This window comes from Dehalobacter sp. (assembly GCF_030063005.1).
GTDB lineage: Bacteria > Bacillota > Desulfitobacteriia > Desulfitobacteriales > Syntrophobotulaceae > Dehalobacter > Dehalobacter restrictus.
Window position 1 is genome coordinate 42,713 of sequence record NZ_JAPDHR010000030.1, and the last position, 26,132, is coordinate 68,844.

A 26,132-nucleotide genomic window follows, 5' to 3' on the forward strand; every position below is an offset into this window, starting at 1 on the left:
ATTTCATTCCCCCACAACCCTAATATTTTCAATAAACATATCTTCCGTCCCGGTAAGAAAACTTCCTTTACTCTTGGCATAGACAATGTAATCAATGATTTCCTCGGTGATCCGCTCTCCAGGCGCGAGTATTGGAATTCCGGGGGGATAGGCCATCACAAACTCCCCGCTGATTTGTCCCGCGCTCTTTCTTATAGGCAGGGAATGCTGTTCTGAATAAAACGCGCGCTGCGGAGCCATGCCGACATCAGGCGTAATGTACTCATGATCAAACATACCTGTCTTATCACGCATATAAAGCCTTTTGATCTCCGACAGAGACGAGACCAGACGTTCCAAGGCCAGCGCCCTGTCGCCAACAGAGATAATGGCCAGAATATTTCCAATATCGCCGAATTCGATCTGGATATCGTAATTGTCCCGAAGTATATCGTAGACCTCCACTCCCGCAAGCCCTATATCCCGGGTATGTACGACAAGCTTGGTCGTATCAAAATCAAAAATTGAATCTCCATTGATCAGTTCCTTCGAGAATGCATAATATCCGCCAATTTTGTTAATTTCGTCGCGTCCATAGTTGGCCAGGGAAGTTACTTTGGCAAAGATATTTTTCCCGTCAAGTGCAAGATTGCGTCTGGAAATATCCAAAGAAGACAAAAGCAGGTAAGAAGCGCTGGTCGTCTGGGTCAGATTGATAATCTGCCGGACATGTCCAATATTTAAACGGCTGCCAATTAACAAAAAAGAGCTTTGGCTTAAGCTTCCTCCAGTTTTATGCATACTGACCGCCGCCATATCTGCCCCTGCGGCCATGGCATTCAGCGGTTGGTTTTCACCGAAGTAAAAATGGGTGCCATGGGCTTCATCGGCCAGTACAAACATACCCTTTTGATGAGCAAGTTCGGTAATGGTCTTTAAGTCTGAACATATCCCGTAGTAGGTAGGATTATTAATAAAAATAGCCTTTGCATCGGGATGCTGCTCCATTGCTTTTTTCACTTCGCTGATCGACATTCCTAAAGGTATGCCGAGCGCATTATTGACTCCCGGATTCACATATACCGGGATGGCCCCACTGATAATCAGTGCATTAATGGCACTTTTATGAACATTACGCGGCATAATGATCTTATCGCCCTGTTTGCATACGCTCATGATCATCGCCTGGACTGCTGAGGTCGTTCCATTGACCATAAAGAAAGCATGGTAGGCATCAAAGGCATCCGCAGCAAGTTCCTCTGCCTCTTTGATGACCGAAACAGGATGTCCAAGATTATCTAAAGGTTTCATGGCATTGACATCAACAGAAAGGCACCTTTCCCCGAGAAACTCCCTGAGCTCCGGGTTGCCTCTCCCTTGTTTGTGCCCGGGCACATCAAACGGTACAATCCGCATTGCTTTATATTTTTGAAGGGCCTCATAAATAGGCGCTCTGTCCTGGGAAGCCGAATGCATGAAAATCTCCACCCTCTGCTATGGTCTGTGTCTTTATAAACTTTATAAAACTATCAACGTTACTATAGTAGACAATCTTGACAATGTCAATAAAATCGCTGCATCCTTGGAACAAAAAGGTCACGCTTCACATCGCACTTCGCTTGGCGCTGTCTATCCATTACAGCGTAAACTCACTACGTTCCACCCTATATTTTTCAGGATACATTTCCAGGATACCTGATAATACATATTGACAATATGTTCAGATCGATTATGATTATCCTATCTTTCTATAAAATTCAAATATTATGAGGGTAATTATTTATGTTTAAACAAAAATTGATGTCTAGAGAAAAAATCTTTGCAATGGCGCTGATACTTGTTCTTTTTTTAACAATTCTTATACATACGAACGTACCTGCCGATGTCAACAATACGTCAGAAGATCAATTTTCAGGAAAAAAGTCGGCCTTATTAAGATTAGAGGATGTAGGTCCCGGGCAAGAATATGCAAGCCAGGAAAACCTCGATAAACTGATTGTACTGGCAGATTATCTTAAGCAAGAGGGGATACCGTTTGAAGTCTCCTTAATTCCCAGGATGGTTGTTCCCGGCAGGAACTATGATGTTGCCATTACCGATCATACGGAATATGCCCAAAGATTCGTCTCTACCATTAAAAGCCTGGAAGAAAGAGGCGGTATCATCGGGGTCCACGGCTATACCCACCAGAGTGGGAACAGCAATAGCGTGTCAGGGTATGAATTTTACAGCTCGGCAAAAAATCCCGACGTACCCAATACATACGCCTATGCCAAAGAGCGGGCTGAAAAAGCGATCGCGCTGTTTGATCAAGCAGGGATTTATCCGGCCTACTGGGAGACCCCGCATTACAGCGCTTCGCCCCAGCAGCTGATCGCTTTTGAAGAACAGATCGGTTTGATCTATGAAAACAATTATTACTATCCTGAGGCCTGGAAAAGCAATAACGTTGTAAATCAGCATCAAGAATATTATTGCGGCCTCGATGTTGTACCTGCTCCTTTAGGGCATTTAAATTCCCCGGAACGGCTTACCGCTATGCTGGCTGTCTTGGATGATCCGGCAAAAAGCGGGACACTGGCATCCTTATACGTCCATCCTACCTATGAGTTTCAGTTTATAAAAAAAGTCCAGCAAGAAAACGGAGAAGTTCAGTATATTTATGATGAAAATTCCCTTTTGCACCAGCTTGTAAAGGAGCTAAAAAACAGAGGATACACTTTTGTCTCGATCTATTCACTCGTAGGCTTTGTCCCTGCCCAAAGGGCGGAAAATATTCAGTTTGACCCGAGAGATGAAGTTTTTGCCGGTCAGTTCGTACCGCATGCCTCGGGGAAAGCTCTGCTGCTATGGAACAAGCGCGCAAATCAATGGCATATGTTCCGATATACAGCTTCCTGGTATGCCCCCAGAGCCACGCGCTCATTTCAAGACTCAGGTGTATGGCTCAAGGACTTAACGCTGGAAAAAGGAACGGTTCCTTTAATCGGGTATTTTAAAAATAAGGACAAAGAAGATCTCCTGTTGTTCAATGCTGCCTCCGGGAATCTAATTTTAGCTGCAAACGACGGGAATAAATTTGTTCCTTATCATTTAAAGTGGCCGGCTTTAAATCAATCACAGACCATCCGTCCCCTGGCTGCTGACCTTAATCATGACGGGCTCACAGACCTGTTCCTGTATGACAAAGAACATGGCAGAATTGGTTCGGCAATCAATCAAGGCGGTTTTTTTACAGATATCACCTGGCAAGGCTTTGGCCTGCTTAAAGCCAAGAACCTAAAACTTGCAGCAGGAGATTTTAATGGTGATGGGAACAGTGAACTTTTCGTAATGGATCATGATACCAAGCAGTCGAAAATGCTGGTCGGGCGAAAAGCAAACAAATTCTCTCTTGCCGCTGGAACCTGGAACAGTCCATTTTGCTTCAAACCGGATTCTCAGATATTCGCAGCAGACATTAACGGTGACGGTAAGGACGATTTACTGGTACACGGCTCTGACGGTTTTTGGCAAAGTTATATCTCCGACGGCAGTAAATTCATCGCCGACAGACCCTTTGGCCCATGGGGATCCAGGAATGAAGATGCTGCACTTGCTGCAGACATGAATGGTGACAATCGGGCTGATCTGGTTATGATCGATCATAATACCGGGTATTCCAACCTTAATACCGCTATTTCAGTTTCAGGCAGATAAACTGATTCAGATAATATTAATCTACCTAAAGTAAAAATCACCTCTTTTCTTTTGATTTAGGAATTTATCCAAAACCAATTACAGAAAAGAGGTGATTTCTTTCAATAATATAGTGCCTGAAAGAAAAAATGTAATTCCCAAAAGGGGGTTATGACTTAAGAAAATATTAGTGCCTTACATTTTCCGATAAAAAATAATGAATATTGGAGTTAATTTTAGCCTTTAGGCCTTGGCCATCATTATAGAGAAACTTAAATACTTAATAAATAAATATATTTCTAAGTTAATAATATACCATACAATAATTACCAAGCAGAGCACTTTATACCATTAGCCTGGGTTTGATGTATGGCACTCGGGGTAGTATCCGTGCTGATCCTTGTAGTGTTCCACACTTTCGATTTATTACTGGATCTTATCCATTTTTAGCAATTCCTAATTAGATTCGGCCTTATTAATAAATGATAGTACTTCCGATCCAATTTGTAAGTTGTTGTTTCGTAACTGTTGCAAGCTTGCTTGAAGTTGCTGCTTAGCCGTAAGCTTTTGCGGATCATTGTTCGATAAATCTAAATATACTAAAGCCTGTAGTCCCGCTTGCCCTTCTTCACCCAGTTTTACTGCCCATGGGCCAATTTCTGCCAAGAGCTGTTGGTTGGTTATCGTCTTCTTAAGATTATCGGGCAAAGCACTCAGTAATTGTAATTCTTTACGAAGTTCTAATTCACTAGGTCCATGCTGGCCTGATTGGTATTCTTGCCAAAAAGCGCCGGCTAATTTGGAAAACCCGGTATTGTCACCCGTATCAAGTGTGCTTTGGCTTGAATATTGACAAAATTTACGGAAGGCCAATGCATCGCCTATGCCAGACATGCTCTGGAGCGCTTCGTCCCAGGCTTGAAGCGGCTGGTACGTGCTGGGATTGTACAGATATTGGGAAACAGTATAAAGTGCGACTTTTGACGCTTCAGGTTGAAGCATGGGATTTGCTAACATGCCACTCGTGTATGCCGACAAATCCTCCGAACGATTGATCAATGGTCCCATAAATAGTTGTGGCGCTTTCTTTACTGCATAGGTATAGTCGTTGACCGGATAATTGTCCCAGATAAGAGGTTTCCTACCCAAAAGCCGCCGTACTTGGTCAGCTTCACTACTTGTAATGGATTTGTTTAAAACCCAAGACCCCGTCCAGATCACCTGTATAGAGGGATCTAGCTGTGACCGTATTGTAGTCCAATAGGCGCTGTCCTTAAGACCGTAGTAGTCTGTGGGAGCAAGCCAAAGCCTGAAACTTGAATCTTTTACAGTCTCATCCTCAAGCAATTTATTTGCTAAATCGATATGAGCCTTAGGATAATCAGAACCATACACTTGTTGGTCAGAACTTTTCAAGTAGTGTTGAACATCATCAAATGAAAGCATAAAAGTGTGAACTCCAATCGAACGCAACTGATCAATTTTGCTTTCAAGCAGTTGTACATCGGCTTTAGATGTAAAGGTAATGGAGTTGGCAACCATTGCTGAGGTCAATGTTTCACCAGGCAGCGGTGACGGGATACCAGGAGAAATAGAATAAACAAAATTAACTCCATTCGCTTTTGCACTTTGCACCAAACTCTTCATCTGCTGTAGTTGTCCAATTGGGTAGAGGTCTGACCAATTGGTCCGCTGATAAGGGTCATCCTTGGGAGCATAGACATACGTGTTTAAATGGTGTTGGCCAATAAAGGTAAGCATGTTGATTCTTTGCGCCATGGTCCAGGGGGTTCCGTAGAACCCCTCAATAACTCCGCGGATAGCAAAACTGTCTTCAGGTGGAGTTTGTTCATTTTCCTCTCCTGCCCGTGGCTGTTGATAATCTTTAATAGGCGTATTATAATAGGCGATGGCTGTAATGCCTAACCCAAATAGAAGTACTGTTAAAGAAAGCAAGACAATTTTCTTCTTCATGGCCAGTCACTCCTTTAATATTCCCTTACAAGTAAACCTTCCACGTATTGTTTATACTATATTTTATCCCAATTTAAGAACCTTATAACGATGCACCTATTTTATACGATTATCCCAAATAAAAAATAACCTCTCTTTATAGTTAATTGTTTTATAAATTAACTATAAAGGAGGCTATTTTTCAAAGTTGGGAATATAATGTTTTGTATTTTGAGTGTATTCTTTGTATTATAATTTAATTACTTGACCGTACTTAACCAAATCATATAGTCTTTTGTTTTGATGGGAAGTGAATCTACAAGGAATTCTGACCCTAAACCAACCTCTCCCGGCGGGAACTTGCCAGATTCGAATCCGGATTCGAATCTTAGTTATTCCCAAGCGGTCATCCAAGCTTAGCGCCTATAATGAACTACTAAAAATACTCGTAATAATAGTAAAAAACCTTGTAAATCCGCTAATATCAAGGATTACAAGGTTTTCTTGTTTTTAATTTTGGTGGGTTTGAGAGGACTCGAAGCTTTGAACGCAACCCTTAAACCGCTGGTATTATTCAATTTGCATGAATTGACTGGGTTTTTTGACTGGATTTTGGTAATTCACCGCAATACGTCTTCACAGTTACCTAGTCGTAAGGAATGGCCATAAACCGCGGCTGTCGTCGCCGGGGTTTGTCCTAAAAATTCTGCCACGGTTGTTAGTGAATAACCTTTGTCTAACAAGATCGACCCCACCCCATGTCTCAGGTCATGAATCCGGATATGATGCAGTCCGGCTTTTTTAAGGACACGTTCTTTCGCTCTGAATAAAACTTGATACCGTAACGGGTTGCCGTCTTCACTTAGGAAAATGAAATCGTTGTCGTTCGCTTTATTCAGCTTTTGCATAGATTCTTTATGAATTACCAATTCTTTTGTTGTTTCCACATCGAAGATAATCGTTCGTTCACTATTCAAGGTCTTTGTCTCTTTATTATCTTTTCTCGTTCTGGAATTCATGGCTTCTACGATTTTCATTTTCCCGTTCTCATGAGTCAGGTCTAAATTCTTCCACTTGCCGCCGATTACTTCCCCGACGCGTAAGCCGCCTACTCCTAGGATTCTAAGGGGCAAATAGTGTTTATATTCTTTAGCAGTATCGATGAAAATATTTAAGTTGCTTTGAGAATAAACATCTCTTTTGATCCTGGAGACCTTCGGGGGTTTTATATCTTTCATTAAATCCGGCTGAACCAAATCCCTCGAAGCTCCCCAAGCAAGAATTCTTTTTAATATCGAATAGTAATTCCTCACTGTTCTGACCTTTAGGATGCCGGCGTCAATTTTCCCGTCAAGAGTCTTTAATCTTTCTTCGATTATTTCTACATTCAATTCATAGAGCATCTGCCCTTCAACAAGCGGCTTTACTGCATTCGCTTGCCGCTTGTAAGTATCTTTGGTTGTATCCTCAATTTCTTTTCCTAATATATTGGCCCACTTGTCAATTAGATCTTCAACAGACAGCAATTTTCCTGAAGCAGACTTTAATTGTTTTTTTATTTGCTTTTTCAATTTATCATGATATCTGTTCGCTTGAGTCTCATTTCCATGATATGTTTCATAATGATAATCTTCTGCGCCGTCCTCCTTTCTCCCTAAATAAATTTGGATCTGCCAACAACTCTCACCGCGCTCTCTTACAGACATTTCTTGGCCTCCCCGCCTTTGGGGATTGGACAATCTGATTATAACCAAGAGTGTCCAAATCTTGTAGTTTGCAATTCTCCAAAGCACTGGCAGGAATCCTTATTCTTCTTTCCGACAAACGTAAATAATTAATTTGCTTTCGATTAATCAATTCATATATGTAATTTTTGCTTACCTTTAGAAGTTCAGCAACTTCAGGTACCGTATAAAATTTCTCGTCCATTTATAATTCCTTCCTATTTATATATTTGCAATTACAGGGGCACACCTTTGTGATAGATTAATACGTAAAAAATAAGCGTGCCCCTATAACTGCACCTCTGTTTTGGTTTTTCAATCACGATCTTATCCGGCAGACGGCGGTTAACCGTCTCATAGGAAATTCACCTCCCCGTCAACGACCGGGGCGCACTCTGGGACTTAACCTCGACTGCACGCAAGTATCATTATCCCGCCATATGTGTCATGGCCATAAATGCTACCAACATTTATTTATTGCATGGGTATTGATCGCTTCAACCTTACCTTCATCAACCCGATTAAGCATTATTGATCCTCTTATTGCAATCCTCAAGAATTACCGGACAGGTGATCTTTGCGTACCTGCAATCTGGCTTTCCTTTTACAGGACATATGGGGAACGTACCGGATAAAACACATATTCAATTTTCAAAGACCTCAAGGGGGTAGAACAACCAAAACAGAGGCGGAGAACGGCATACTGGGAAATATTCAAAGAAAACAGCAAAAACCAGTTTGTTCGCTATCCCTTTATTCTTCAATATCATCAGATCATAAAGAGATTGTTTTAATTTATTTAAAGTCGAAAAAGCGTTGTTTTTGTCAATAAGAAAACCGCAGCCTAATTTTTGCAAACTGCGGTTTTCCAGGTTATATTGTATTTTATTGTACAGCAGTTAGATTCCGTAATTTATCCTATAAAGATAAAAGTTAAATTTAATCCTGTACATATACTGTTTTAGCTCCTTTAACATAAATCCATTTTTTATCTGTCATCAACTTACTTACAAAAAAAAGTAAAGATAATAGCTTCGTGAGCATTGATAAATTGATCGAAATATGTCGATATTTTCTAATATTGTAATAATAGTAAATTGATTCCTTACAATGCATAAAAAAAACTGCCGTTAAAGGCAGGTTAGACAAAGTCTCTACGGCAGCCAGGCTACCATAGTACGAGTAAGTACCTTAGCCCCTGCGGCTTTGCGTCCCCATCTTTTGATGAGTTTGCCTTTAACGCAACTAATTTTTTGCTCTTTTACAGGCTTCTTGAACCTCGAGGCTCCACGAAAGATAATCTTCAAGAAATTCCGGATACTGTCCGAACATTATGTCCGGCAACTGACTGAAGATGAAATAAAGGTATTTGTAAGATGTTTTACCACGATTTTTAAACGCTGAAAAACGAGACTTATAACCAATAGGCAAGATATTCGTTATCATCGAATCGTTTTCTTCTGACTTTTTCATTCTACTTTTTTACAATAACACGCCCCAACAATAAAAAGCACAATGAAATAGCCTGCCAATACACCGAAATGCAGGGCCATCGCTGCGATCCCTTCTCCTGTGCTCCTTAGACCTATGCTGGTATGCGTAAGCGGCAGCACCTGGATGAAATACTTCAATACCAGGGGCATCTTCTCAATAGAAAAAAACGTCCCACAGAGAAATGACATCGGGGTAATCACGAAGTTGGAAAACTTGGCCATCCCACCGTGTGAGTTGATCATTAAACCTGCCAGAAAGCCGCCGGCAGAGAAAACAAAACAGTTCAGCAGTGTTATGAGGATAAAATAAGGCGACAAAGGAAGTCCTCCTGCAAAAACGGATACCAAAATGATAATCAAAAGTGCGGAGTACATGCCGTATAACGCTCCGGCAATAATTTTGCCCAGCGCAAATACCGTCATATTCACGGGCGCGACCATAAATTCCTCAAACGTTTTGTAATACATTCTGGCGATATTAATGGAGTTGGCGGCGTTGCTGAAGCTTACCAACATCGTACTCATGGCGATAATCCCCGGAATCACAAACTCCATATAGGAGCGCCCCTCTACCTGCATCCCGCTGCCTAATCCCCAGCCGAAAGCGATCAGATACAGTGTCGGTGAAACCATGGCGCCGATCGTTGTGCTCCAAAACTTTCTTTTAAATAAAACAAACTCCTGCCACAATATTCCGTATAAGGCAGCCATCAGGATTCCACCCTTCTATTGGTTAATTTCAGGAAAACATCCTCCAGATTGGACGGCCGGATATTGACGCTTCCCTCTAAAGCCGCTGCATAGGCGACAGCCTCTTCCCTTGTTTCAAAAAATTCTTCTTTGGTCTTACCATTAACAAAATTTTCAACGGCAAATTTACCAACTTTTTCAATCAATTTTTGGGGTGAATCCAATTCCACCAGGGCCCCGCCATTAATGAGTCCTACCCGGTCGCACAGCACCTCAGCTTCTTCAATGTAGTGCGTTGTTAAGAGCACGGTCAGCCCTCTGCTTTTCAGGCTTTTTAACAGGTCCCACATTTTCCTCCTGGCCGAGGCATCCAGTCCGACGGTAGGCTCATCCAGAAGCAAAATCTCCGGATTGTGCATCAACGCCCTGGCAATCATCAGTTTTCTTTTCATGCCGCCGGAATATTTGCCCACCAGGTCGTTTTTCCGTTTTGTCAGTTCCGTGAATTCCAGCAGTTCATCAATTCGTTCTTTCCTTAAGGCCTTAGACATGTTATAAAGCATCCCGTGAGCCTCAAGATTTTCCCAGGCGGTCATCTCATTCTCCAGATTATTATGCTGGGGGACAACGCCGATTTTGATCTTAACTGCAACCAGGTTCCGGTCCATGCTTTCGTTGTTAATGACAATGTCACCGGAAGTTTTAGGCGTCAGAGTGCTGATCATTCTGACCGTCGTGGTCTTTCCTGCTCCATTCGGCCCCAGCAGTCCAAAGAATTCCCCGTCTTCAATATCCAGGTTCAGCCCGTTAACCGCTGTCAGGTTTCCATATTTTTTAGTCAAGTTGATAAGACGTAACATGGGTATGCTCCTCTCAATTTATTTTCATAACGATTGCTTCCGAAATACCTAATATTTTATTTCAATAAACCGGAGGCAATATCAAAAGCCGATTTTTTTAAAACACAGTCTAATGTATCCTCTGCCTCATCCGCATTGACGATCAGTCTGGAGGGACAGCCTCCCGGACAGAAGGGGTGATAACAGCACGCCTCACACCGGCCCGCTCTTTGCTTGACTATGGCAATCGGTTTCAGTGGCGGATTCCCGATATTGCCCATATAAAAGTCGGGATTGTCGATCAGCGAGCCGCAGGGATAGCAGTCGCCATTGGGTAAGAAAACATAAGAGCGTCCACAGGAAGCATAGCAATATTCCTGAGTGCCAGCCGGAGAGGACAGGCGCTTCTTCGCTTCTTCGACCTCGCGGATCATAATCTTTCTGCCGAACTGTTGATAAATTGACTCCGATTTTTCAAAAAGGCGTCTTAACGCGGTGTTCAATTGTTCGCCTGTAGGCCTGCCCACCGCCCCGCTGTTTTCTTTGGCCCGTCCTGCGTTTCTCAGCAGATCAAAGCCAATACCGGCCACATTGCCAAGATACAGCGCAAAATCTGCAAGTTCCGGCAGCTTATCGACATTCTGCGCTGTCACCACGCTGTTCAAATTAAGCATGACCCCTGCTTTGGCTAAATGCTGAATGCCCTGAACGGTCTGCTGCGTTCCGCCTCTGATACTTTCATTCACCGCCGGAGGACCGTCCAGGCTCACGCCGACAGCCATTTTCATTTTTTTAATGCCGTTAGCGATTTCCTGATTGATGATGGTTCCATTTGTCTGCAGCTGCAGCGAGACGTCATAGCCGCGCTGGACAATATAGTCATATATTGTACAAACCAGGTCATAATTGAGCAAGGGCTCTCCGCCTGTTAACTGAAGCTTCACGGGCTGATCCGCAAAATAATCCAAGATTTTTACCGCCGTATCCGAATCCATGTTTTTTTGCTCCCCGGCAGCCGAGGCATAACAGTATTTGCACTGCAGGTTGCATTTGCTTGTGGTCCATAATACAATCAGGGTTCTTTCTTTCTTCATTGCTAACTTACCTTGTTCATTACTCATTAAGATTTATTCGTCCTTCTATTTTCCGGTATGTTATATTTTTTTGCTTTCTAAACGCACGGTTCCATGATTTTATTAATGATCTCTTCTATTGTATCGATACTCATCTGCGAATCATCAAAAGGCTTCCGCCGCATTCTATGCGGCAAAACATAGGCAGCCGCCTCTTTTAATTCTTCTTTGGTCACCTTATCTTTGCCATAAAAAGCAGCAATCGTCATAGAAGCCTTGATCATGACAATATCTGCCCGGTGCCCGTCAACGCCGAGTGCTATGGATATTTTCGCAGCCATTTCTAAAAGTTCATCCTCAAAGTTTACCCGGGGAAGCAGTGCGGTTGCCTTTTGAATTTTTTCCGCCAACGCCGACTGTTCGTGATCAAACGAGCGGCAAAAGGCTTCCGGGTCTTTTTCGTAAGCCAGCCTTCTCTTTATGACCTCCACTCTTTGGGCGGTGTCATTTTCCCCTGCAACATCGACAACGAGTCCAAAGCGATCCAAAAGCTGGGGTCTCAAATCCCCTTCTTCCGGATTCATGGTTCCAACCAAAGTAAATCTTGCCGGATGAGAAAAGGAGATGCCTTCTCTTTCGATGGTATTGATCCCCATTGCTGCCGAATCAAGCAGGATATCCACCACATGGTCATCCAATAAATTGACTTCGTCAACGTAAAGGATATTCCGGTTGGCTTGGGCCAGAATACCCGGTTCAAATTTCTTTTCTCCTTTTTTGATGGCATGCTCAATATCAAGTGTTCCGACGACCCGGTCTTCCGTGGCGCTGACGGGCAGATCAATGACTTTCATTTTTGTCGTGATACTCTTGATCGGTTGATCATTCTTCATCTTTTCCGCACATTCACTACAAACTTTATCCGACTGCAGCGGGTCGCAGGAAAATTGGCATCCTTCCGCCTGCGAACGTTCCGGCAGCATATCAGCCAGCGCCCGAACAGCCGTTGATTTGGCTGTTCCTTTTTCGCCGCGAATTAAGACCCCGCCTAAAAACGGATTAATCACATTCAGAATTAATGCCAATTTCATCTTTTCCTGGCCGACAATTGCTGTAAACGGGTACTTTTTAATCTCATTATTCATTCGTTATTCTCCTTTGCTTCAATCCCTAGATCGATAATGATACTGCCGCGACAAGATTTTGCGCCCGGAGGTCTTCAATAACAAAGCTGTCCGCATTCATGCTCTTGGCAATCCTCTCCGTCAGGTTCAATTTAATAAAGCTCTGATCGGTGTCAATGACGACAGATTTGATTTTCTCCGCTCCAATCCTTTGGGCTGCGGCAACGGCTTCCTCAAAAGCATCCAATCCGCTTTCACAGTAAGTCGCCCTGCCGTCTGAGACCAGAACGATGACCGGAAGCGTATCTTTGTCTTTTATTTTCGCCGCTTTAACAATTTCGTAGGCCAGGTTGAGCCCTGCGGCCAACGGTGTTCGGCCGCCGGTAGGAAGCGCAGCCATCCTTTTCTCCGCCAATTCCACACTTCGGGTGATTCCCAGAAGAAGCTCTGCCGAGCGGTTTTTGAACGCAATCATCCCGACTTTGTCTCTTTTCTGATACGCGTCATTGAGCAGAGAGAGGATTGCCCCCTTTACCGCTGCCATTCTTTTGTTCGCCCCCATGGAACCGCTGGCATCCACGACAAAGATAATGGTATTTCCTGTCCGCTTCTCGCGAACCTTCACCCGGATATCCGTTTTTTCGACAGCCACCGCTCTGCCGTTTTTTTCTCTGAAAACCTGGTATGGAGCTGCCGCCCGCAGCGTGGCGTCGAAAGCGAGATCATAGCTTTCGTCTCTGCCCGGATAACGATAGCGCACATACCTTCCCTGCTTTGATGATGTTTTGACCAGACTCCGCTTGCCGCTTCCCTTTTGGATGGTACGAATGCCGGCATCGGAGAGCCATCTGGAAACAATAAAGGATTCTTCCGGAATATCCAAGGTTTCAGACGGTCCTTCGGCGCCTTCCTGATCCTCATTTGGTTCCCTGTCATCTTGGTTTTGCTGCTCGGAAGACGGAGAGTCCTCCGATCCTTCATCCGGTCGGTCGTTGTCGTTTTGATCCTGTTTTTCCTGCTGCGCCTCATTGGAATCCGCCGGGTCCTGACTTTGATCCGGATTTTGATCCTGTTCCTGATTTTCGTTTTCTTCCTGGGTCTGTTCCTGATCTTCCTGTTCCTGCTCTTGTTCCTGTTCTTCCTGCTCCGGCTGAGAGTACGGCGGCTGTTCCTGCTTTTCTCTTGTCCGGTGAGGCAGGGCATATTGCGCTGCTTCTTTGATGTCTGAGATATTTAGGGCAATGCGGGAATCCATGGCTGCAATTGCCTTGGCCGTTTCCACAATCACCAATTCCGCCCGGTGACCGGCGCAATTACCTTCCCTGGCAATAGCAGCAGCCAATTGTATGGCATTTGCTGTTACTTCAATCCGGTTGATCGCTGCTTTTGCCCGCCGGATGTCAATACGCAGCTGTTCACTTTCTTCCTGCCACTTTTCGCAAAATGCCGCCGGGTCTTTTTCATATTCCACCCGCCGCCGGATGATTTCCGCCCTGATCCGGGTATCCTGCTCCCCGCTGACTTCGACATACAGGCCGAAACGGTCTAAAAATTGAGGACGCAGGCCCCCTTCTTCAGGATTCATACTGCCAACCAGAATAAACCGTGAGGGGTGCCGGTACGAGATTCCTTCCCTTTCGACGATATTCATCCCGGATGATGCCGACTCCAGCAGCGTTTTCACGATAGGATCGCTTAAAAGATTAACTTCATCCACATAAAGAATATTGCCGTGGGCGTGCTGCAAAATACCGGCTTCAAAACGTTTTTCCCCGTATTTCACGGCATGTTCAAAGTTGATGTTGCCGCACAGCCTGTCTTCAGTCACATTCAGCGGCAATTCCACCAGCCGGACATCCGGCGCAATGCAGCTGATTCCCCTGACAAGCGTGGATTTGGCCGTCCCTTTCTCACCGCTGATCAGCACGCCGCCAATGCTGGGATTGACCATATTCCAAATCAACGCCTTCTTCACGGCATCCTGGCCGACAACTGCCGCAAAAGGATAAATGTGAGCCAATTATTCCATCTCCTTCTACTGAACTTACTTAACCAACTTTTGATCAGTCTGCATGTCACAGTTCCGGCGTCAGCGAAGCAAGGAAGCGAAGCGCGGCCTTTTGTGTCATGGAAGACACAACGGCCGAAAGCGGAATTGTGGCATGCAGACAGGCCCGAAAAATTCTATCCCAGTTCCTCCAAGCTGCCTTCCATTTCCAGATAGATCTTTTTCAGTTTCTCCACACTTTCTTCCGGCGCATGCCACATGCCGCGCTGATTGGCTTCCAGCAAACGCTCGGCCACATTATGCAGGGCCCAGGGATTGACTTCCCGCATCCAGTCCGCCGTTTCCCGGTCAAACGCATAACGCTGGGCAATACAGTCGTACATCCAGTCATCAATTACATTGGTCGTCGCATCCCAGCCAAAGGTAATATCGACCATGGCCGAGATTTGTTTCGCCCCCCGGTAGCCATGCTTTTTCAATCCTTCGATCCACTTGGGATTATTGACCCGGGCCCGCATGACCCGTGACGCTTCTTCATGCAATGACAGCGTCTCTATATGATCGGTATCGGATGTGCTCGGGACATAGGCCGGTTTTTGGGAACCGCTGTGGGTGGTAATCGCCGCCACCATGCCGCCAAAATAATTGTAAAAGTCATCGCTGTCCAGCATGTCAAACTCCCGGGTAGACTCGTTTTTCACCGCAACATTGACTTTTTTCATCCGCAAGGCAAACACTTCCGGCAGTTTTTCCCCGTGCAGTTTCTTGCCGTAAGCATGACAGCCCCAGGTGGTATAAACTTTGCCCAGATCGGTGACGTCATTCCATTTTTTGCTTTCCACCACATTTTTGGTCCCGGCGCCATAAGCGCCCGGAGCATCTCCGAAGACTCTGATCAGCGAATATTCATAAGCCTGTTCCATCTCGATGCCTTGGGCGACCAGTTCGGCTACTTCTTCCTTGACATGTTTTTTAATGTAATTCTGCTCTTCCGGTTCATCCAGGGATGCGACTAAATTCACCGCATCCTCCACCCGTTCGATCAAGTTGGGGAAAGCGTCCCTGAACAATCCGGTAATTCTTAACGTCACATCGATGCGCGGCCGTCCCAGTTCTTCCAGGGGAATGGCTTCAATCCCGATGACCCGGTCCGTATTGCCCAGCCAGACAGGCCGTACCCCCAGCAAATCGTAGGTTTCCGCAATATCGTCCCCGTACGTCCGCATGGCTTCGGTGGCATAGACTAAAATTGAAGTACTTTCCGGGTATTTTCCCTCATCCCGGAGATACCGTTCCAACAGCTGGTCCGCTAAGGTCTGGCCAATCTCCCAGGATGACCGCGAGGGCATAGCTCCCGGATCAACGGAATAAAAATTGCGGCCTGTCGGGAGTATTCGAGCATTCCCTCTGGTCGGCGCTCCTGAAGGGCCGGGAGGTACAAATTTCCCGTTGACACCGCCGATAAAGCGGTCCAGTTCATCTGTAATCCGCATCACCCGCGGCTTAATGAAGGAACAGACAAAGTTCAGGCATTGTCTGAGCCTATCCGTACTGTTCATCTTACGGAAACTGTCCGTGCTTTCTGAACAGCTAACGCACTTCGCCTTAAACTGTTCAATCATTCCCTCCACTGCCTGAAGCTCATAATGATGTTTTTCCAATTCCAGAAAGATTTCTCTTCCCATTTCATCTGCTTCAGCCAGCAAAATCCCATAGGATTTTCCGTCTGCTGTCGGTGTCTCCGGCACTGCCAGCAGCATTTCAAAATCAAGACCCAGAAGATCGCATACGCCTTCCCGAAGTGACGGTGTGTTCCCGTTTCTGTTTCTTACCAACATCTTCAGCATATTCCGAAACCGGTCCTCTTCCGGGACCATGCCAAAAATATGAAACCCGTCATAAATATCACAGGCCTGCACCTTGCTGACCCAGGAATGCATCTGCTTTATGCAGCCGTCGATATCTTCTTCCAGCATCTCCGGGGTGAGACCGATATCATTGTTTAGATTGATCTTGACCGCCAGCTCCCGTATCTGCTTTTGAATGACCGGCAGTTTCTTCGGATCGGCGCTTTGGATATGGTAATATTGCTTCATCAGCTCGTCGACCTCGGCTAGTTCATCGTAAACGCCGCTTTCCATCATTGAAGGAACCATGTGATCCAGGATGGTTGCGTAGGTCCTTCTTTTCGCCTGCGTTCCCTCACCGGGAGCATTGATGATGTAGGCATACAAATGCGGAACCGTGCCGATGCAAATATCGCTGTAGCAATCTTTGGACAGCCCGACTTCCTTGCCGGGCAGCCATTCAATGGTGCCATGGGTACCCACGTGTATAATGACATCAGCTTGAAACACCTTTTCCACCCAGTTGTAAACGCCGATATACTGATGCGGGCACGGAATATCCGTACTGTGGTACATCTCTTCCGCTTTTTCCTCAAACGCCCGCGGCGGCTGCAGCCCGATAAAAATATTGCCGTTTAGAATGCCCGGAACCAGCAATTGTTCGTCGACCGCCATGAAATCGCCTACCGGTTCGCCCCAGTATTTGACCAGATTCTCTTTCACCCGGGGAATAAATTCATCATACCATCGTCCGTACTGCTCTTTTCTGACGGTGTCGATACTCTTTTCCAGCATGGTTTCCGGGGAGGACCACCGGCCGTCGTTGGTCAGTCCCGCGGTGATCCGGTCAATGATTTCTTTGCCGTCGGCAAAATGGTAATCCGTCTTAATGCCGCATTCTTCCAGCCGTCCGATCATCCGCTGCAGCGATACCAGGGTATCAAGCCCGGCAGCGCCGCCGATGTTGTCATTGCGGGGCGGATTATTATGCAGGATGATTGCGACTTTTTTCTCTGTGTTATCCTTGTATCGCAGTTTGGCCCAGTTGATTGCCAGGGTTGTAATACTTTCCACCCGCTCGGCAATCGGCTGCGCCTCTCTTTTTGGCCCCAACGCCGTTTCGACTGTTTCCGTCGTCGCGAACGGGAACGTGATGACCTGTCCGTCAAATTCCGGCTGGAAAACGCTCCAGCTCAATGACAGGCCGTCCAGCCCTTTGACCGAATGGTTCCATTCCTCAAAAGACTGCAATGTGGTCATGGCTTGAAAAACCGGAACCTGCAAAAGTTCAAAAATACTGCTTTCCCTCGGCTTGGACCCGTCACCCGGATCAGCCAGGATGGTCAGACTGAAGGCGGTGGTGTTAATGATCGAATCCACCAAAGGTTTTCCCTCAGACATCATGCAGCGCTCCAGAGCGGCTCTGATTCCCTCACAGCCCAGGTCTTGGTCCGGAAGCATATCCGAATAAACACACAAAGGATGCGCGCCTTGTTTTCTTATTTCCCGGATTAAGGCATCGACATGGACCAGATTATTCTTTTGAACCAGCAGGACATTGATAATGATGCCGATGACCGGCAGCCCGCTGTTTTTCACCTGTGTCAGGTATGCGTCTTCGTCTTCCGTATTCTCATCCGGATCATAGATCCCGCTCCATTTCGGGCAAACAGGCGCTTCCACAGGAACACCTGCTCCGGCGTACTGATTGCCCAGCCATTTGATTAAATTGACCGTATTCTTAAGCCCGCCGGATTGATAGTATTTATTGATCGTCTTAAAATCCTCCGGAAGGATGCTGCAATCCGGAAAAACTTCCGCATTCTCTTCTTCAATCGTGGTATAAACAAAAAGACGTTGTTTTTGCTTCAGACAGGTGAAGAGATTGAGAAAACTTTTGAAAAAAGATAATGACCCGTGAATTTTTATCAGGACAAAATCCGCGTTGCGACTGGCCTCGAGGCAGGCCGCAGCCTGCTCCTTGTCATTGTCGAGTTCCGTTGTATTAAATAAATGGATCTGAAATTGTCCCGGATATTGGCTGTCCAGTTCCGCTTGTGCTTCCCTGAATGTCAAAAAAGGCTCCATCGGTGTCAGAATCACAACAATATTGACCATGACTCTCCTCCCTTACTCCGCAACATCCGGCATCAGGATGAAGTTTTTAAACTGATAATCCGGATAAAGATCAGGATGAAAGATCGCCGCCAGTTCAATATATTTTTGGTCGATATTATGGTACGTACTCCAGTAACTATCCGTAATCTGCCAGACTTTTTTATCTTTGAAACAAGGCAGCTCAGCCAAGACCGGGGCCTGATCCGTGATGGATTTTATATCCGGCCCATATTTCGGCATCCCTCTGTTGAGGAAAATATCCGCTTCCGCCAGACGGTTGTAAAGCTCCTCAACGCTGATGCTCGTCACACCGTCCTGACCGGCGCCAATATCGTTAAAAATATATTCAGCGCCTGCGTCTCTGACCATTTGCGCACTTTTGGAGCCGCCGTTTTCCACATAGACTTTGCCCATACTGATGATTCCCCAGCCGACCTTCGGTTTCGGAGCGTCCTTGACCTTTTCTTTCATTTCGTCAATCCGGGCGATCGCCTGATCAAAGTAAATGTCTGCTTCTTTTTCCAGATTGTAAAAGGCCGCATAGAATTTCAGCCATTCCATCGTTCCCCGATAATCAAGCTCCGTACTCGACCCGTCGAACAAATAAGGAATCCCTGCCTGATTCAGCATTTCCATCAGTTTCTGCTGCTCTGTCCCCATTCCCTGGCTCGTAAAAACAAGTTTTGGATTTAAGGATTGAATAATTTCATGGTTATAGCTGGTACTTGTCGTGGTATTATCGCCGATATCCTTGATTTGCCCGCTCAGCATACGGTTCTTCATCGCATCAAAGTCCCAGTCTTCCGCTTTCATCCGAACGCCGACGATACTGTCAAACAGCATATCGTTATCAAACGCCCGCAGATAACCGACCTGTGTCGAACTGGAGTAGATCGCCTGACTTAAAGGCAGGGTGACTGTTGGTAATTCTTTGTATTCCGCAGGCGCCTGCTGTCCTTCCTGCAGGAGAAGCATTTGTCTCTTCTGGCCGTCGGTAACAAGTTTCATGCCGTCTTCCAGGTACGCAATGCTGAAGTTTTTGGCAAATTTCAAATTCATGCTGCTCCCGGCAGGATACATGGCTTTCACATCTTTAACACTGCCGATGGCGGCGGCTATACCGGAATCCATTTGCGCAGTCTCTTTGGCACACCCCAGGGGCATCACCAGCAAAGTTAGTACCATTGTTAAAATTAAAAAACATTGCAATTGAGATTTTCTTTTCATTATTATTTTTCTCCTTATAACTTAAATATGAAATACATTTCGTCTGAAAGCCCTACGGTCAACCCTCATTAATCTTCTTGATTCGTTTGAATTGCCGCTGCTGTTCCCCGGCAGACTGTCGTAACAAATGAATCCAGCATCGCTTGCACCCATTCTTTTTGATCCGCATTGGCACAGGCGGTCCATTCCGCTGTCGTCTTCCGGTGTTCGGCGAGATTCTGCAAGATAATTTTTCCGGAAAACTCAACTTCCTTTACTGAAAGCAATCCCCAAGACAATTGATCCAGCAAATGGACATAAAGTGACGTTAAGGAAACGATTTCATCCTGTGAATCCAGCACATGGATACGGCCGATTGCATCGGCCAGGCTCACTCCGGAACAGACCTCGCGGCACTTGTCGCCGAAGCTTTTTTCAGTGATGCCGTACCGTTTCAGTCTGGCCAGCATACTGTGCTGGCTCTCTCTGGTAAGGCCCATATGTTTCCCCAGCGATTCCCTGACTGCATCCATAACCATCCGGCCGATCAATTCCCCCAGTTTGCCGTGCTTCCCGGCATAGGTCAAGGTATTATCCGATTCCGCATTGGCAATAATCATCACATTGTCTGTTCCTGATCCGGTGGCAATTCCGGATGAATACAAACTTCCGGCCAGCAGTTCCTGCAGGACGGCGGTTTTAGCTTCTGTAGCTGTGACAATGCTGCGTGCCAGGCATCCGGGTGTCATATCGGCGTTGACAAAAACCATGATATTAATGGTTCCCGGCTTGAGACTAACGCTTTTCCCACGTTTTTCATAGCTTGTGGCTTTCTCTCCCACCCGTCCGCCGTTGACTTCCAGACTGGCTGTAGCAATGGCGGTAACGGTCAGCTCATCATAGGTTTCCGTTTTGACGGCAGCGCTGTCCATGGAGACAATGGTCGCCATATAGGCCACTGTGTCGTAATCCAGTCCCAGATCGTCGATCATAAACCGCTTGATTTTTTCTTCCTGTCCCGGTTTGCAATGTTCACATTCCCGGCCGGAACCCGGGTTGACATCCTGGTTATACACCGCCGTTAAATCTTCACGGTAGCCTCCGTTATGCATGGAGGTGCTCATGACCTTGCGCTTTCCTAAGAAAGGTACCACCAGGCAGCGGTTATACTTGTAAACTTGATCTCCCGTAGCAAGTCGGGCAATGATCATAATAATGCCTCACACCCTTTCCATTGTTTTTTTGTCTTCAATGCATTTGGTAACTTCCGCCGCTTTCGAGCAATAGCGGATTTTATCCGTCCACTCCCCGTAACGCTTGAATGCATGTTCTTTCGGGAACAAGGAGAATACGGTTTTCCCCATTTTCACCGCTTCAATCACCAGGTCCATATTGCGCTGATTGATGCTTCCTACCGGAAAACCTGTATCAATCATATAATCCACGGTTTTCATAATCTCCCTGGCCTGATGATATTTATCTTCATGGATGGCGTTAAAAGCCTCTTCCTCAATAATTTCACAACCTAAGGCCTTACCGATATGGATATCAATATCATTGCTGTGCAGCACCCCGCAGCACATTCCGTATCCGGCCCGGGAAAGCGCACGATACACGCCTGCGCCCGTTCCATTCCCCCCTGCAATAAAAATCTCGGGATACTGACGGCTGAAAAATTCCAGGCTTCCCAGCAATTCATTGTATTGCGCCCCTTCAATCTCATACAACGATTGAATCGTTCCGGCCTTGATGATTTCCTCAGGCGTACCCTGGGCTGCAATTTTTCCGTCCTGGATCAGCAGGATGGTTTCACAGCCTTTAATGGCCAGATCAATGTCATGGAGCGAGAGCACGACCGTTATGCCTTTTTCCAGGCATAACCTGCGCAGGATACTGATGACTTCAACTTTATGTTTGACATCCAGGTGGCTTGTTGGTTCGTCGAGAACAATCAGCTCCGGCTGCTGGATCAAGGCGCGGGCAATCATCACTTTTTGTTTTTCACCGTCACTGAGTTCAGCGTAATATCTGTCCCTCAAATGGACGGCATTTACCGCCTGCAGGGCTTCCTGAATAATTCCTTTGTCCTCGTCCGACAATTTGCCGATCAGGTTGGTATGCGGAAAGCGTCCCATAGCTGCAATTTCAAAAACGGTAAGCAGACCTAACGATACCTGTTCTGTCAAGACTACAGCTAACTTTTTCGCCAATTCTGGTTTTTTAATGCTTTTTAAATCACTGCCGTTGATATACACTGTCCCGCTGACAGGCGCAAGAAGCCCGGACAGCGTTCTCAGGATGGTGGATTTTCCGGCTCCGTTGGGACCAAGCAGGCAAATTAGCTGTCCCTTGATGCCCCGGAGGTCGACATTTTCCACCACCACCGTTTTTTCATATCCGACATCCATTTTCTCAGCAAGAATCACATTATTCACAGTTCACTCCCCTTTCTAAGCAGCAGATAGACAACAATCGGCGCGCCAATCAACGAAGTAATCGCGCTCAGCGGCAATTCTGTCGGTGCCATCAGCATCCGCGCTCCCAAATCACAAATTCCGGTCATTAACGCGCCTGCCAGGATAACACCCGGAAGCAAAACACGGTTGTCGGAAGTACCAAAAGAAATTCTCACCATATGGGGGACCGCCAGACCCACAAAGGAAACCGGGCCGGCAAACGCCGTGATTACCGCGGTCAGTACGCTGGAAATCAGGATAACCAGCATCCGGAACCGTTTGATGTTCAACCCCATCGATAAGGCGTATTTTTCTCCGAAAAGCATCGCGTTCAGCGGTTTGCAAATCAATAAGGACATCAGCAGGAACGGAACACCGATCAGATACAGACACTCCACCTGCGTCCAGGAAAAACCGGAAAAGCTCCCCAGCGTCCACATCATAAACGCATGAATTTTTTCTTTATCGGCAAACGCTGTCAGCATACTGGTCATTGCACTGCAGATAAATCCCGCCATTAACCCGATAATTAACAGTGTGGTGATATTCCTGACTTTTTTGGCGGCTAATACCACAACCAGCATGACGACCATCGCACCGAGAAACGCGCCGCCGAACAGAAACATCGGCGTCATATGCGTCATGCCGAAAGTATATCCCCCTAAGACCACGAGGCCCACAAACAGACTGGCGCCCGATGAGATGCCAAGCACGTAGGGTTCTACGATCGGGTTCCTGAAGAAGATTTGCAGCAAAAGTCCTGCCACCGCGAGGCAAGCGCCACCGACTAGCGTTGCCAACGCCCTTGGCAGACGGATGTTCATGACAATCGATGCATAGGTGTCATTCCCGGTTTCATGTCCCGTCAATATTTTGATAATATGTTCCAGGCTGATGTTTACAGAACCGGCTGAAATATTCAATAGAAACACCATTGTTGCCAGCAGCGCCAGTATAATAATAAAAAACACATGCATTTTCAATTTCAGTCTTTGTTGATCCATTTTTTCTCCCCTACTTATTGTGCTTGCCGGAAACATGTACATTGATCCCGGTAAGTACCATTAATCCGAGCATACTGTGGTGATTCTTGCCGTCAGATCCGCGAAATTTTCCAGCATTCCGGTTATTGTCTCCTCAGCGGATTGCCAGCAATAAGTATATTCAACGTCGAGCCCGTACTTTTGTCTTATTCTGTCGGCAATAGCCTTGCCTTCCTGTGCTGCACGCCCGGGAGAGATCAGCTCCCAATCCGCTTGGTCCATCAGGTGGACATACAGCGAGGTCAGGGCGACAAGTTCCTCTTCTCTGTCCAGGATTTCCAGTTGCTGAATAAATAAGGGTTTGACCAATGCTTTTTCTCCCAAGTCACAATGCTTGTTCCAGATACTATCTTCCGTGATGCCAAAGCGTTTCAAGCGTCGCAGCATACTGTGCTGGCTTTTTGGACATAAACCGGTCTGCAAAAACAGCGCCTCTTTGACGGCCGGCTTCACCGCTAAGCCGATCAGTTCACCCAGCTTGCTGTGTTTGCCCGCATAGGTCAGTTTTAAATCGGATTGGCTGTTGGCAATGATAATCGTACCGTCTGTTCCTGAACCTGTCGCTAACCCCCGGGAGTAATTGCTTCCCGCCATCAGCTCCTGCAAGGCGGCCGTTTTGGCCTCCGTGCAGGTTACCAAAGCGCGGGTCAACGTACCTGGGAGTAAATCCGCATCGATATTCAGGATAATATTGATGGTTCCTTCCTTTGTCATGACGGTTTTGCCCTGAGCTTCATGGTAAGATGCCGGGTCTCCGACCCTCCCGCCGTTGACTTCCACTCCTCCGGTGACAATGGCGGTCACCGTGAGATTATCATAAGAAACCGTTTTGATCGAAACATTATCCATCGACGCGGCGGTGGAAATGCCCGTCACCGTTTCCGGATCGAGGCCGATCTCTGCGGCAAGCAGCTTCAGGTCGTTCAGGTAGGAATCTGTCCTAAGCGAGCAGGTCATCCCTTCTCCCGGATTGGAATCGTGGTTGAAGGCCGCTTTGAGCTTTTCGCTGTATCCTCCGTTTAGAACGGAGGTGCTTAGCACCTTGCGGTCCTCTTGGAACGGAATGATGATGCTCTTTTGATACCTGTGGACTTCATCCCCAGTCGATAAAGTATGAATTTTCATTTTTTCCTCCGCTGTACATGTTATGATTGCACCGCTCAAACAAGTCTTGCAGTCAAAACAAGGTTGGTTTGACACGCTTTTGTTCCATGTTCTATTTTCCCGGCAGCTGTTGGAACATGACAAGTTTCCATTCCGGGTAAAGTCCTTCATGGAAGAGCGAGGCCATATCTTTCACGCCTTCAATCGTTTTGTTAATCGACATGTAGTACCAAGGAGCGAAGCAATACACTTTTCCGTTCTTGACAGCTTTAAAATCTTTTAATAACGGTTCGGCCTTTAGCAGGCTCTCGACGGAGGGCATATAGGCAACCATTGAGGAATAAATAAATACGTCCGCATCCTTGCCTTTCTCATAGAATTCTTCCATGGAAATTTGGGAACTGCCGGTTTTATCCGGGTTAACATTCGCAAATACATAATCTCCCCCGGCTTCCTTTATTTGTTTTGCCACATAGGATCCGCCGTCGGTAATATACACCTTGCCATCGTAGACCATGCCATAGACAACTTTTGGACTCGGCTTATCTTTAACGGCAGCTGTGATTTCCTGCAGCATCGCCGCTTTCTCTTCAATAAAGCCGGCGGCTTTCTGGTCCTTGTTGTAGAACGCGCCTAAAAATTTCAGCCATTCCAGACGTCCCATATCCGTAGGTTCCGTATAATCATTGACGACCACGCAGGGGATATGAAGTTCCTTCATTTTGGCGAGCGTTTTCTGCAGTCCGTAATCTCCGGTATAGACAAAGACCATATCGGGGTTCAGTGCTTGGATCTTTTCAAAATCCGGATCTGCCATGCCCCCTGTGCCGACATATTGAATCGTTCCATTCTCCATGCGCGTTTTCACTTCATCAACATACCATTCTGCTGTATCTGTAGTGACGGCGGCAATACTGTCCCAGTCCTTGTCTGAGAATATTGCCTGAAGCAAGCCTACCTGTGTGGTCGAACAGTAAACTACCTTTTTCAGCGGTGTATTGATAACCGTCGCCCCTGCGGCCTCCGGTATTTTAGGTGTCTTCACTCCTTCCGGCACCAGCAGGAACTGATTGTTTTCCGCATCCGTCAACAGCTTGATATTGTTGCCATTGGCACAGTAATATTAGTAGTTATCGTCATGAAAGTGACCGGCAAGAATTTTGCCGTTTAAAAGGTGTCATCGTAGCGAACGCAGTTGGGTTTGCTTCTATGGGGTTGTTTATGCCCTTATTGAATATTGCCCCTCAAATACAATCCCAACCTCTTACCAATCTGTTTGCTCTAATAGTTTTGACTATCTTTGGCGTGATAACATTTTTTAATCCTTAAAAAATACGGTAGATTTATTTAAATTTGTATCAAAGCAATTCTACTGAATCCCCAACCCGGATACGCCCTTCTTTTACAACACGGCCAAAACGCCCTTCCCGACTAACTATATATGGCCTTCCATGCTCTTTGTATTGTTCCTTCCCAACATACAAGATTTTCACTTCCGCCTCGCCAAGGCGAACGATCCGTCCAACGAGCAGTTTCTCTAAAGGAACATCCGCAATTGTAACATTTTCCGTATATCCATCCTCTAAGACTTCTTTTTGCTTCTCCTCCGACACCTTGGTCAAAGCTTCCAGGGAAAATACTGACTTGCCGGTCCCAATCACCGCCATGGGCAGACCGTGTAAAAACTCATCCTTAATTTACAGTTATAAAATTGATTTACCAATAATTGCTCTTGTTGTACTACAAATATAAAAATACAAAGGTCTTTTACCCCAGTACTTCAATCAATTTCTTTAC

18 protein-coding genes and 1 riboswitch are annotated in these 26,132 nt (G+C 46.1%); of the genes, 1 reads left to right on the forward strand and 17 read right to left on the reverse strand.

Annotation, left to right across the window (positions count from 1 at the left end):
- Positions 1–3: 3 nt before the first annotated feature.
- The gene (locus tag OKX56_RS09455; protein WP_019226625.1) at positions 4–1,455 is read right to left on the reverse strand and encodes an aminotransferase class I/II-fold pyridoxal phosphate-dependent enzyme; all 1,452 of its coding nucleotides are present in this window, start codon (positions 1,453–1,455) and stop codon (positions 4–6) included.
- Positions 1,456–1,761: 306 nt separating this feature from the next.
- Between OKX56_RS09455 and OKX56_RS09460 the strand changes: the two genes are divergently transcribed.
- Complete coding sequence (locus OKX56_RS09460; RefSeq protein WP_019226627.1) at positions 1,762–3,678, forward strand: DUF2334 domain-containing protein; 1,917 nt, start codon at positions 1,762–1,764, stop codon at positions 3,676–3,678.
- A 435-nt stretch (positions 3,679–4,113) separates the two neighbouring features.
- On the opposite strand, the gene OKX56_RS09465 is transcribed toward OKX56_RS09460, so the two are convergent.
- The 16 genes from OKX56_RS09465 to OKX56_RS09540 form a co-directional block, all read right to left on the reverse strand.
- On the reverse strand, positions 4,114–5,631 hold the full coding sequence (locus tag OKX56_RS09465; RefSeq protein ID WP_025205060.1) for a protein O-GlcNAcase: 1,518 nt from the start codon (positions 5,629–5,631) through the stop codon (positions 4,114–4,116).
- Positions 5,632–6,230: 599 nt separating this feature from the next.
- Positions 6,231–7,316 carry a tyrosine-type recombinase/integrase gene (locus OKX56_RS09470; RefSeq protein ID WP_025205058.1) on the reverse strand — a complete coding sequence of 362 codons (1,086 nt, stop codon included), beginning with the start codon at positions 7,314–7,316 and terminating at the stop codon, positions 6,231–6,233.
- Positions 7,294–7,539, reverse strand: a complete 246-nt coding sequence (locus OKX56_RS09475) for a helix-turn-helix domain-containing protein (protein WP_025205056.1) — start codon at positions 7,537–7,539, stop codon at positions 7,294–7,296. The genes OKX56_RS09470 and OKX56_RS09475 overlap by 23 nt, the downstream gene beginning before the upstream one ends.
- Before the next feature lie 950 nt (positions 7,540–8,489).
- A riboswitch (cyclic di-GMP riboswitch) is annotated at positions 8,490–8,579 on the reverse strand.
- Between the two features lie 224 nt (positions 8,580–8,803).
- Positions 8,804–9,538, reverse strand: a complete 735-nt coding sequence (locus tag OKX56_RS09480) for an ABC transporter permease (protein ID WP_025205051.1) — start codon at positions 9,536–9,538, stop codon at positions 8,804–8,806.
- Positions 9,538–10,377 (reverse strand): ABC transporter ATP-binding protein, encoded by an 840-nt coding sequence (locus OKX56_RS09485; protein WP_025205049.1) that lies wholly within the window; start codon positions 10,375–10,377, stop codon positions 9,538–9,540. The genes OKX56_RS09480 and OKX56_RS09485 overlap by 1 nt, the downstream gene beginning before the upstream one ends.
- Positions 10,378–10,433: 56 nt before the next feature.
- Positions 10,434–11,477, reverse strand: coding sequence for a radical SAM/SPASM domain-containing protein (locus tag OKX56_RS09490; RefSeq protein ID WP_025205047.1), 1,044 nt, complete (start codon positions 11,475–11,477; stop codon positions 10,434–10,436).
- A 50-nt stretch (positions 11,478–11,527) separates the two neighbouring features.
- A complete protein-coding gene (locus tag OKX56_RS09495) occupies positions 11,528–12,574 on the reverse strand; it encodes a magnesium chelatase ATPase subunit I (RefSeq protein ID WP_025205045.1) in 1,047 nt (348 codons plus the stop codon).
- A gap of 25 nt (positions 12,575–12,599) precedes the next feature.
- A complete protein-coding gene (locus tag OKX56_RS09500) occupies positions 12,600–14,573 on the reverse strand; it encodes a VWA domain-containing protein (RefSeq protein WP_287896262.1) in 1,974 nt (657 codons plus the stop codon).
- 164 nt (positions 14,574–14,737) lie between these two features.
- Positions 14,738–18,526, reverse strand: a complete 3,789-nt coding sequence (cobN, locus tag OKX56_RS09505; RefSeq protein ID WP_287896264.1) for a cobaltochelatase subunit CobN — start codon at positions 18,524–18,526, stop codon at positions 14,738–14,740.
- Positions 18,527–18,538: 12 nt separating this feature from the next.
- Positions 18,539–19,753: an ABC transporter substrate-binding protein gene (locus tag OKX56_RS09510; RefSeq protein ID WP_025205038.1), complete on the reverse strand. Its 1,215-nt coding sequence runs from the start codon at positions 19,751–19,753 to the stop codon at positions 18,539–18,541.
- A 68-nt stretch (positions 19,754–19,821) separates the two neighbouring features.
- A complete protein-coding gene (locus OKX56_RS09515; RefSeq protein ID WP_025205036.1) occupies positions 19,822–20,943 on the reverse strand; it encodes an adenosylcobinamide amidohydrolase in 1,122 nt (373 codons plus the stop codon).
- Positions 20,944–20,952: 9 nt separating this feature from the next.
- The gene (locus OKX56_RS09520) at positions 20,953–22,167 is read right to left on the reverse strand and encodes an ABC transporter ATP-binding protein (RefSeq protein ID WP_051408083.1); all 1,215 of its coding nucleotides are present in this window, start codon (positions 22,165–22,167) and stop codon (positions 20,953–20,955) included.
- A complete protein-coding gene (locus OKX56_RS09525; protein ID WP_025205033.1) occupies positions 22,164–23,192 on the reverse strand; it encodes a FecCD family ABC transporter permease in 1,029 nt (342 codons plus the stop codon). Before OKX56_RS09525 ends, OKX56_RS09520 begins: the two co-directional genes overlap by 4 nt.
- A 60-nt stretch (positions 23,193–23,252) precedes the next feature.
- Positions 23,253–24,356 (reverse strand): adenosylcobinamide amidohydrolase, encoded by a 1,104-nt coding sequence (locus tag OKX56_RS09530; RefSeq protein WP_025205024.1) that lies wholly within the window; start codon positions 24,354–24,356, stop codon positions 23,253–23,255.
- Positions 24,357–24,447: 91 nt separating this feature from the next.
- Complete coding sequence (locus OKX56_RS09535; protein WP_287896269.1) at positions 24,448–25,425, reverse strand: ABC transporter substrate-binding protein; 978 nt, start codon at positions 25,423–25,425, stop codon at positions 24,448–24,450.
- Between the two features lie 268 nt (positions 25,426–25,693).
- Entirely contained in the window at positions 25,694–26,002 is a 309-nt protein-coding gene (locus OKX56_RS09540) for an MOSC domain-containing protein (protein ID WP_176714375.1), read from the reverse strand.
- Positions 26,003–26,132: the final 130 nt, after the last annotated feature.

Excerpts from the sequence above, each read along its gene's own strand:
- OKX56_RS09515 (WP_025205036.1), bottom strand. The coding sequence starts at position 20,943 with ATGATCATTGCCCGACTTGCTACGGGAGATCAAGTTTACAAGTATAAC.
- OKX56_RS09460 (WP_019226627.1), top strand. The coding sequence starts at position 1,762 with ATGTTTAAACAAAAATTGATGTCTAGAGAAAAAATCTTTGCAATGGCG.
- OKX56_RS09470 (WP_025205058.1), bottom strand. The coding sequence starts at position 7,316 with ATGTCTGTAAGAGAGCGCGGTGAGAGTTGTTGGCAGATCCAAATTTAT.
- OKX56_RS09510 (WP_025205038.1), bottom strand. The coding sequence starts at position 19,753 with ATGAAAAGAAAATCTCAATTGCAATGTTTTTTAATTTTAACAATGGTA.
- OKX56_RS09480 (WP_025205051.1), bottom strand. The coding sequence starts at position 9,538 with ATGGCTGCCTTATACGGAATATTGTGGCAGGAGTTTGTTTTATTTAAA.
- OKX56_RS09525 (WP_025205033.1), bottom strand. The coding sequence starts at position 23,192 with ATGGATCAACAAAGACTGAAATTGAAAATGCATGTGTTTTTTATTATT.
- OKX56_RS09465 (WP_025205060.1), bottom strand. The coding sequence starts at position 5,631 with ATGAAGAAGAAAATTGTCTTGCTTTCTTTAACAGTACTTCTATTTGGG.
- OKX56_RS09540 (WP_176714375.1), bottom strand. The coding sequence starts at position 26,002 with ATGGCGGTGATTGGGACCGGCAAGTCAGTATTTTCCCTGGAAGCTTTG.
- OKX56_RS09495 (WP_025205045.1), bottom strand. The coding sequence starts at position 12,574 with ATGAATAATGAGATTAAAAAGTACCCGTTTACAGCAATTGTCGGCCAG.
- OKX56_RS09530 (WP_025205024.1), bottom strand. The coding sequence starts at position 24,356 with ATGAAAATTCATACTTTATCGACTGGGGATGAAGTCCACAGGTATCAA.
- OKX56_RS09455 (WP_019226625.1), bottom strand. The coding sequence starts at position 1,455 with ATGCATTCGGCTTCCCAGGACAGAGCGCCTATTTATGAGGCCCTTCAA.
- OKX56_RS09485 (WP_025205049.1), bottom strand. The coding sequence starts at position 10,377 with ATGTTACGTCTTATCAACTTGACTAAAAAATATGGAAACCTGACAGCG.
- OKX56_RS09475 (WP_025205056.1), bottom strand. The coding sequence starts at position 7,539 with ATGGACGAGAAATTTTATACGGTACCTGAAGTTGCTGAACTTCTAAAG.
- cobN (WP_287896264.1), bottom strand. The coding sequence starts at position 18,526 with ATGGTCAATATTGTTGTGATTCTGACACCGATGGAGCCTTTTTTGACA.
- OKX56_RS09490 (WP_025205047.1), bottom strand. The coding sequence starts at position 11,477 with ATGAGTAATGAACAAGGTAAGTTAGCAATGAAGAAAGAAAGAACCCTG.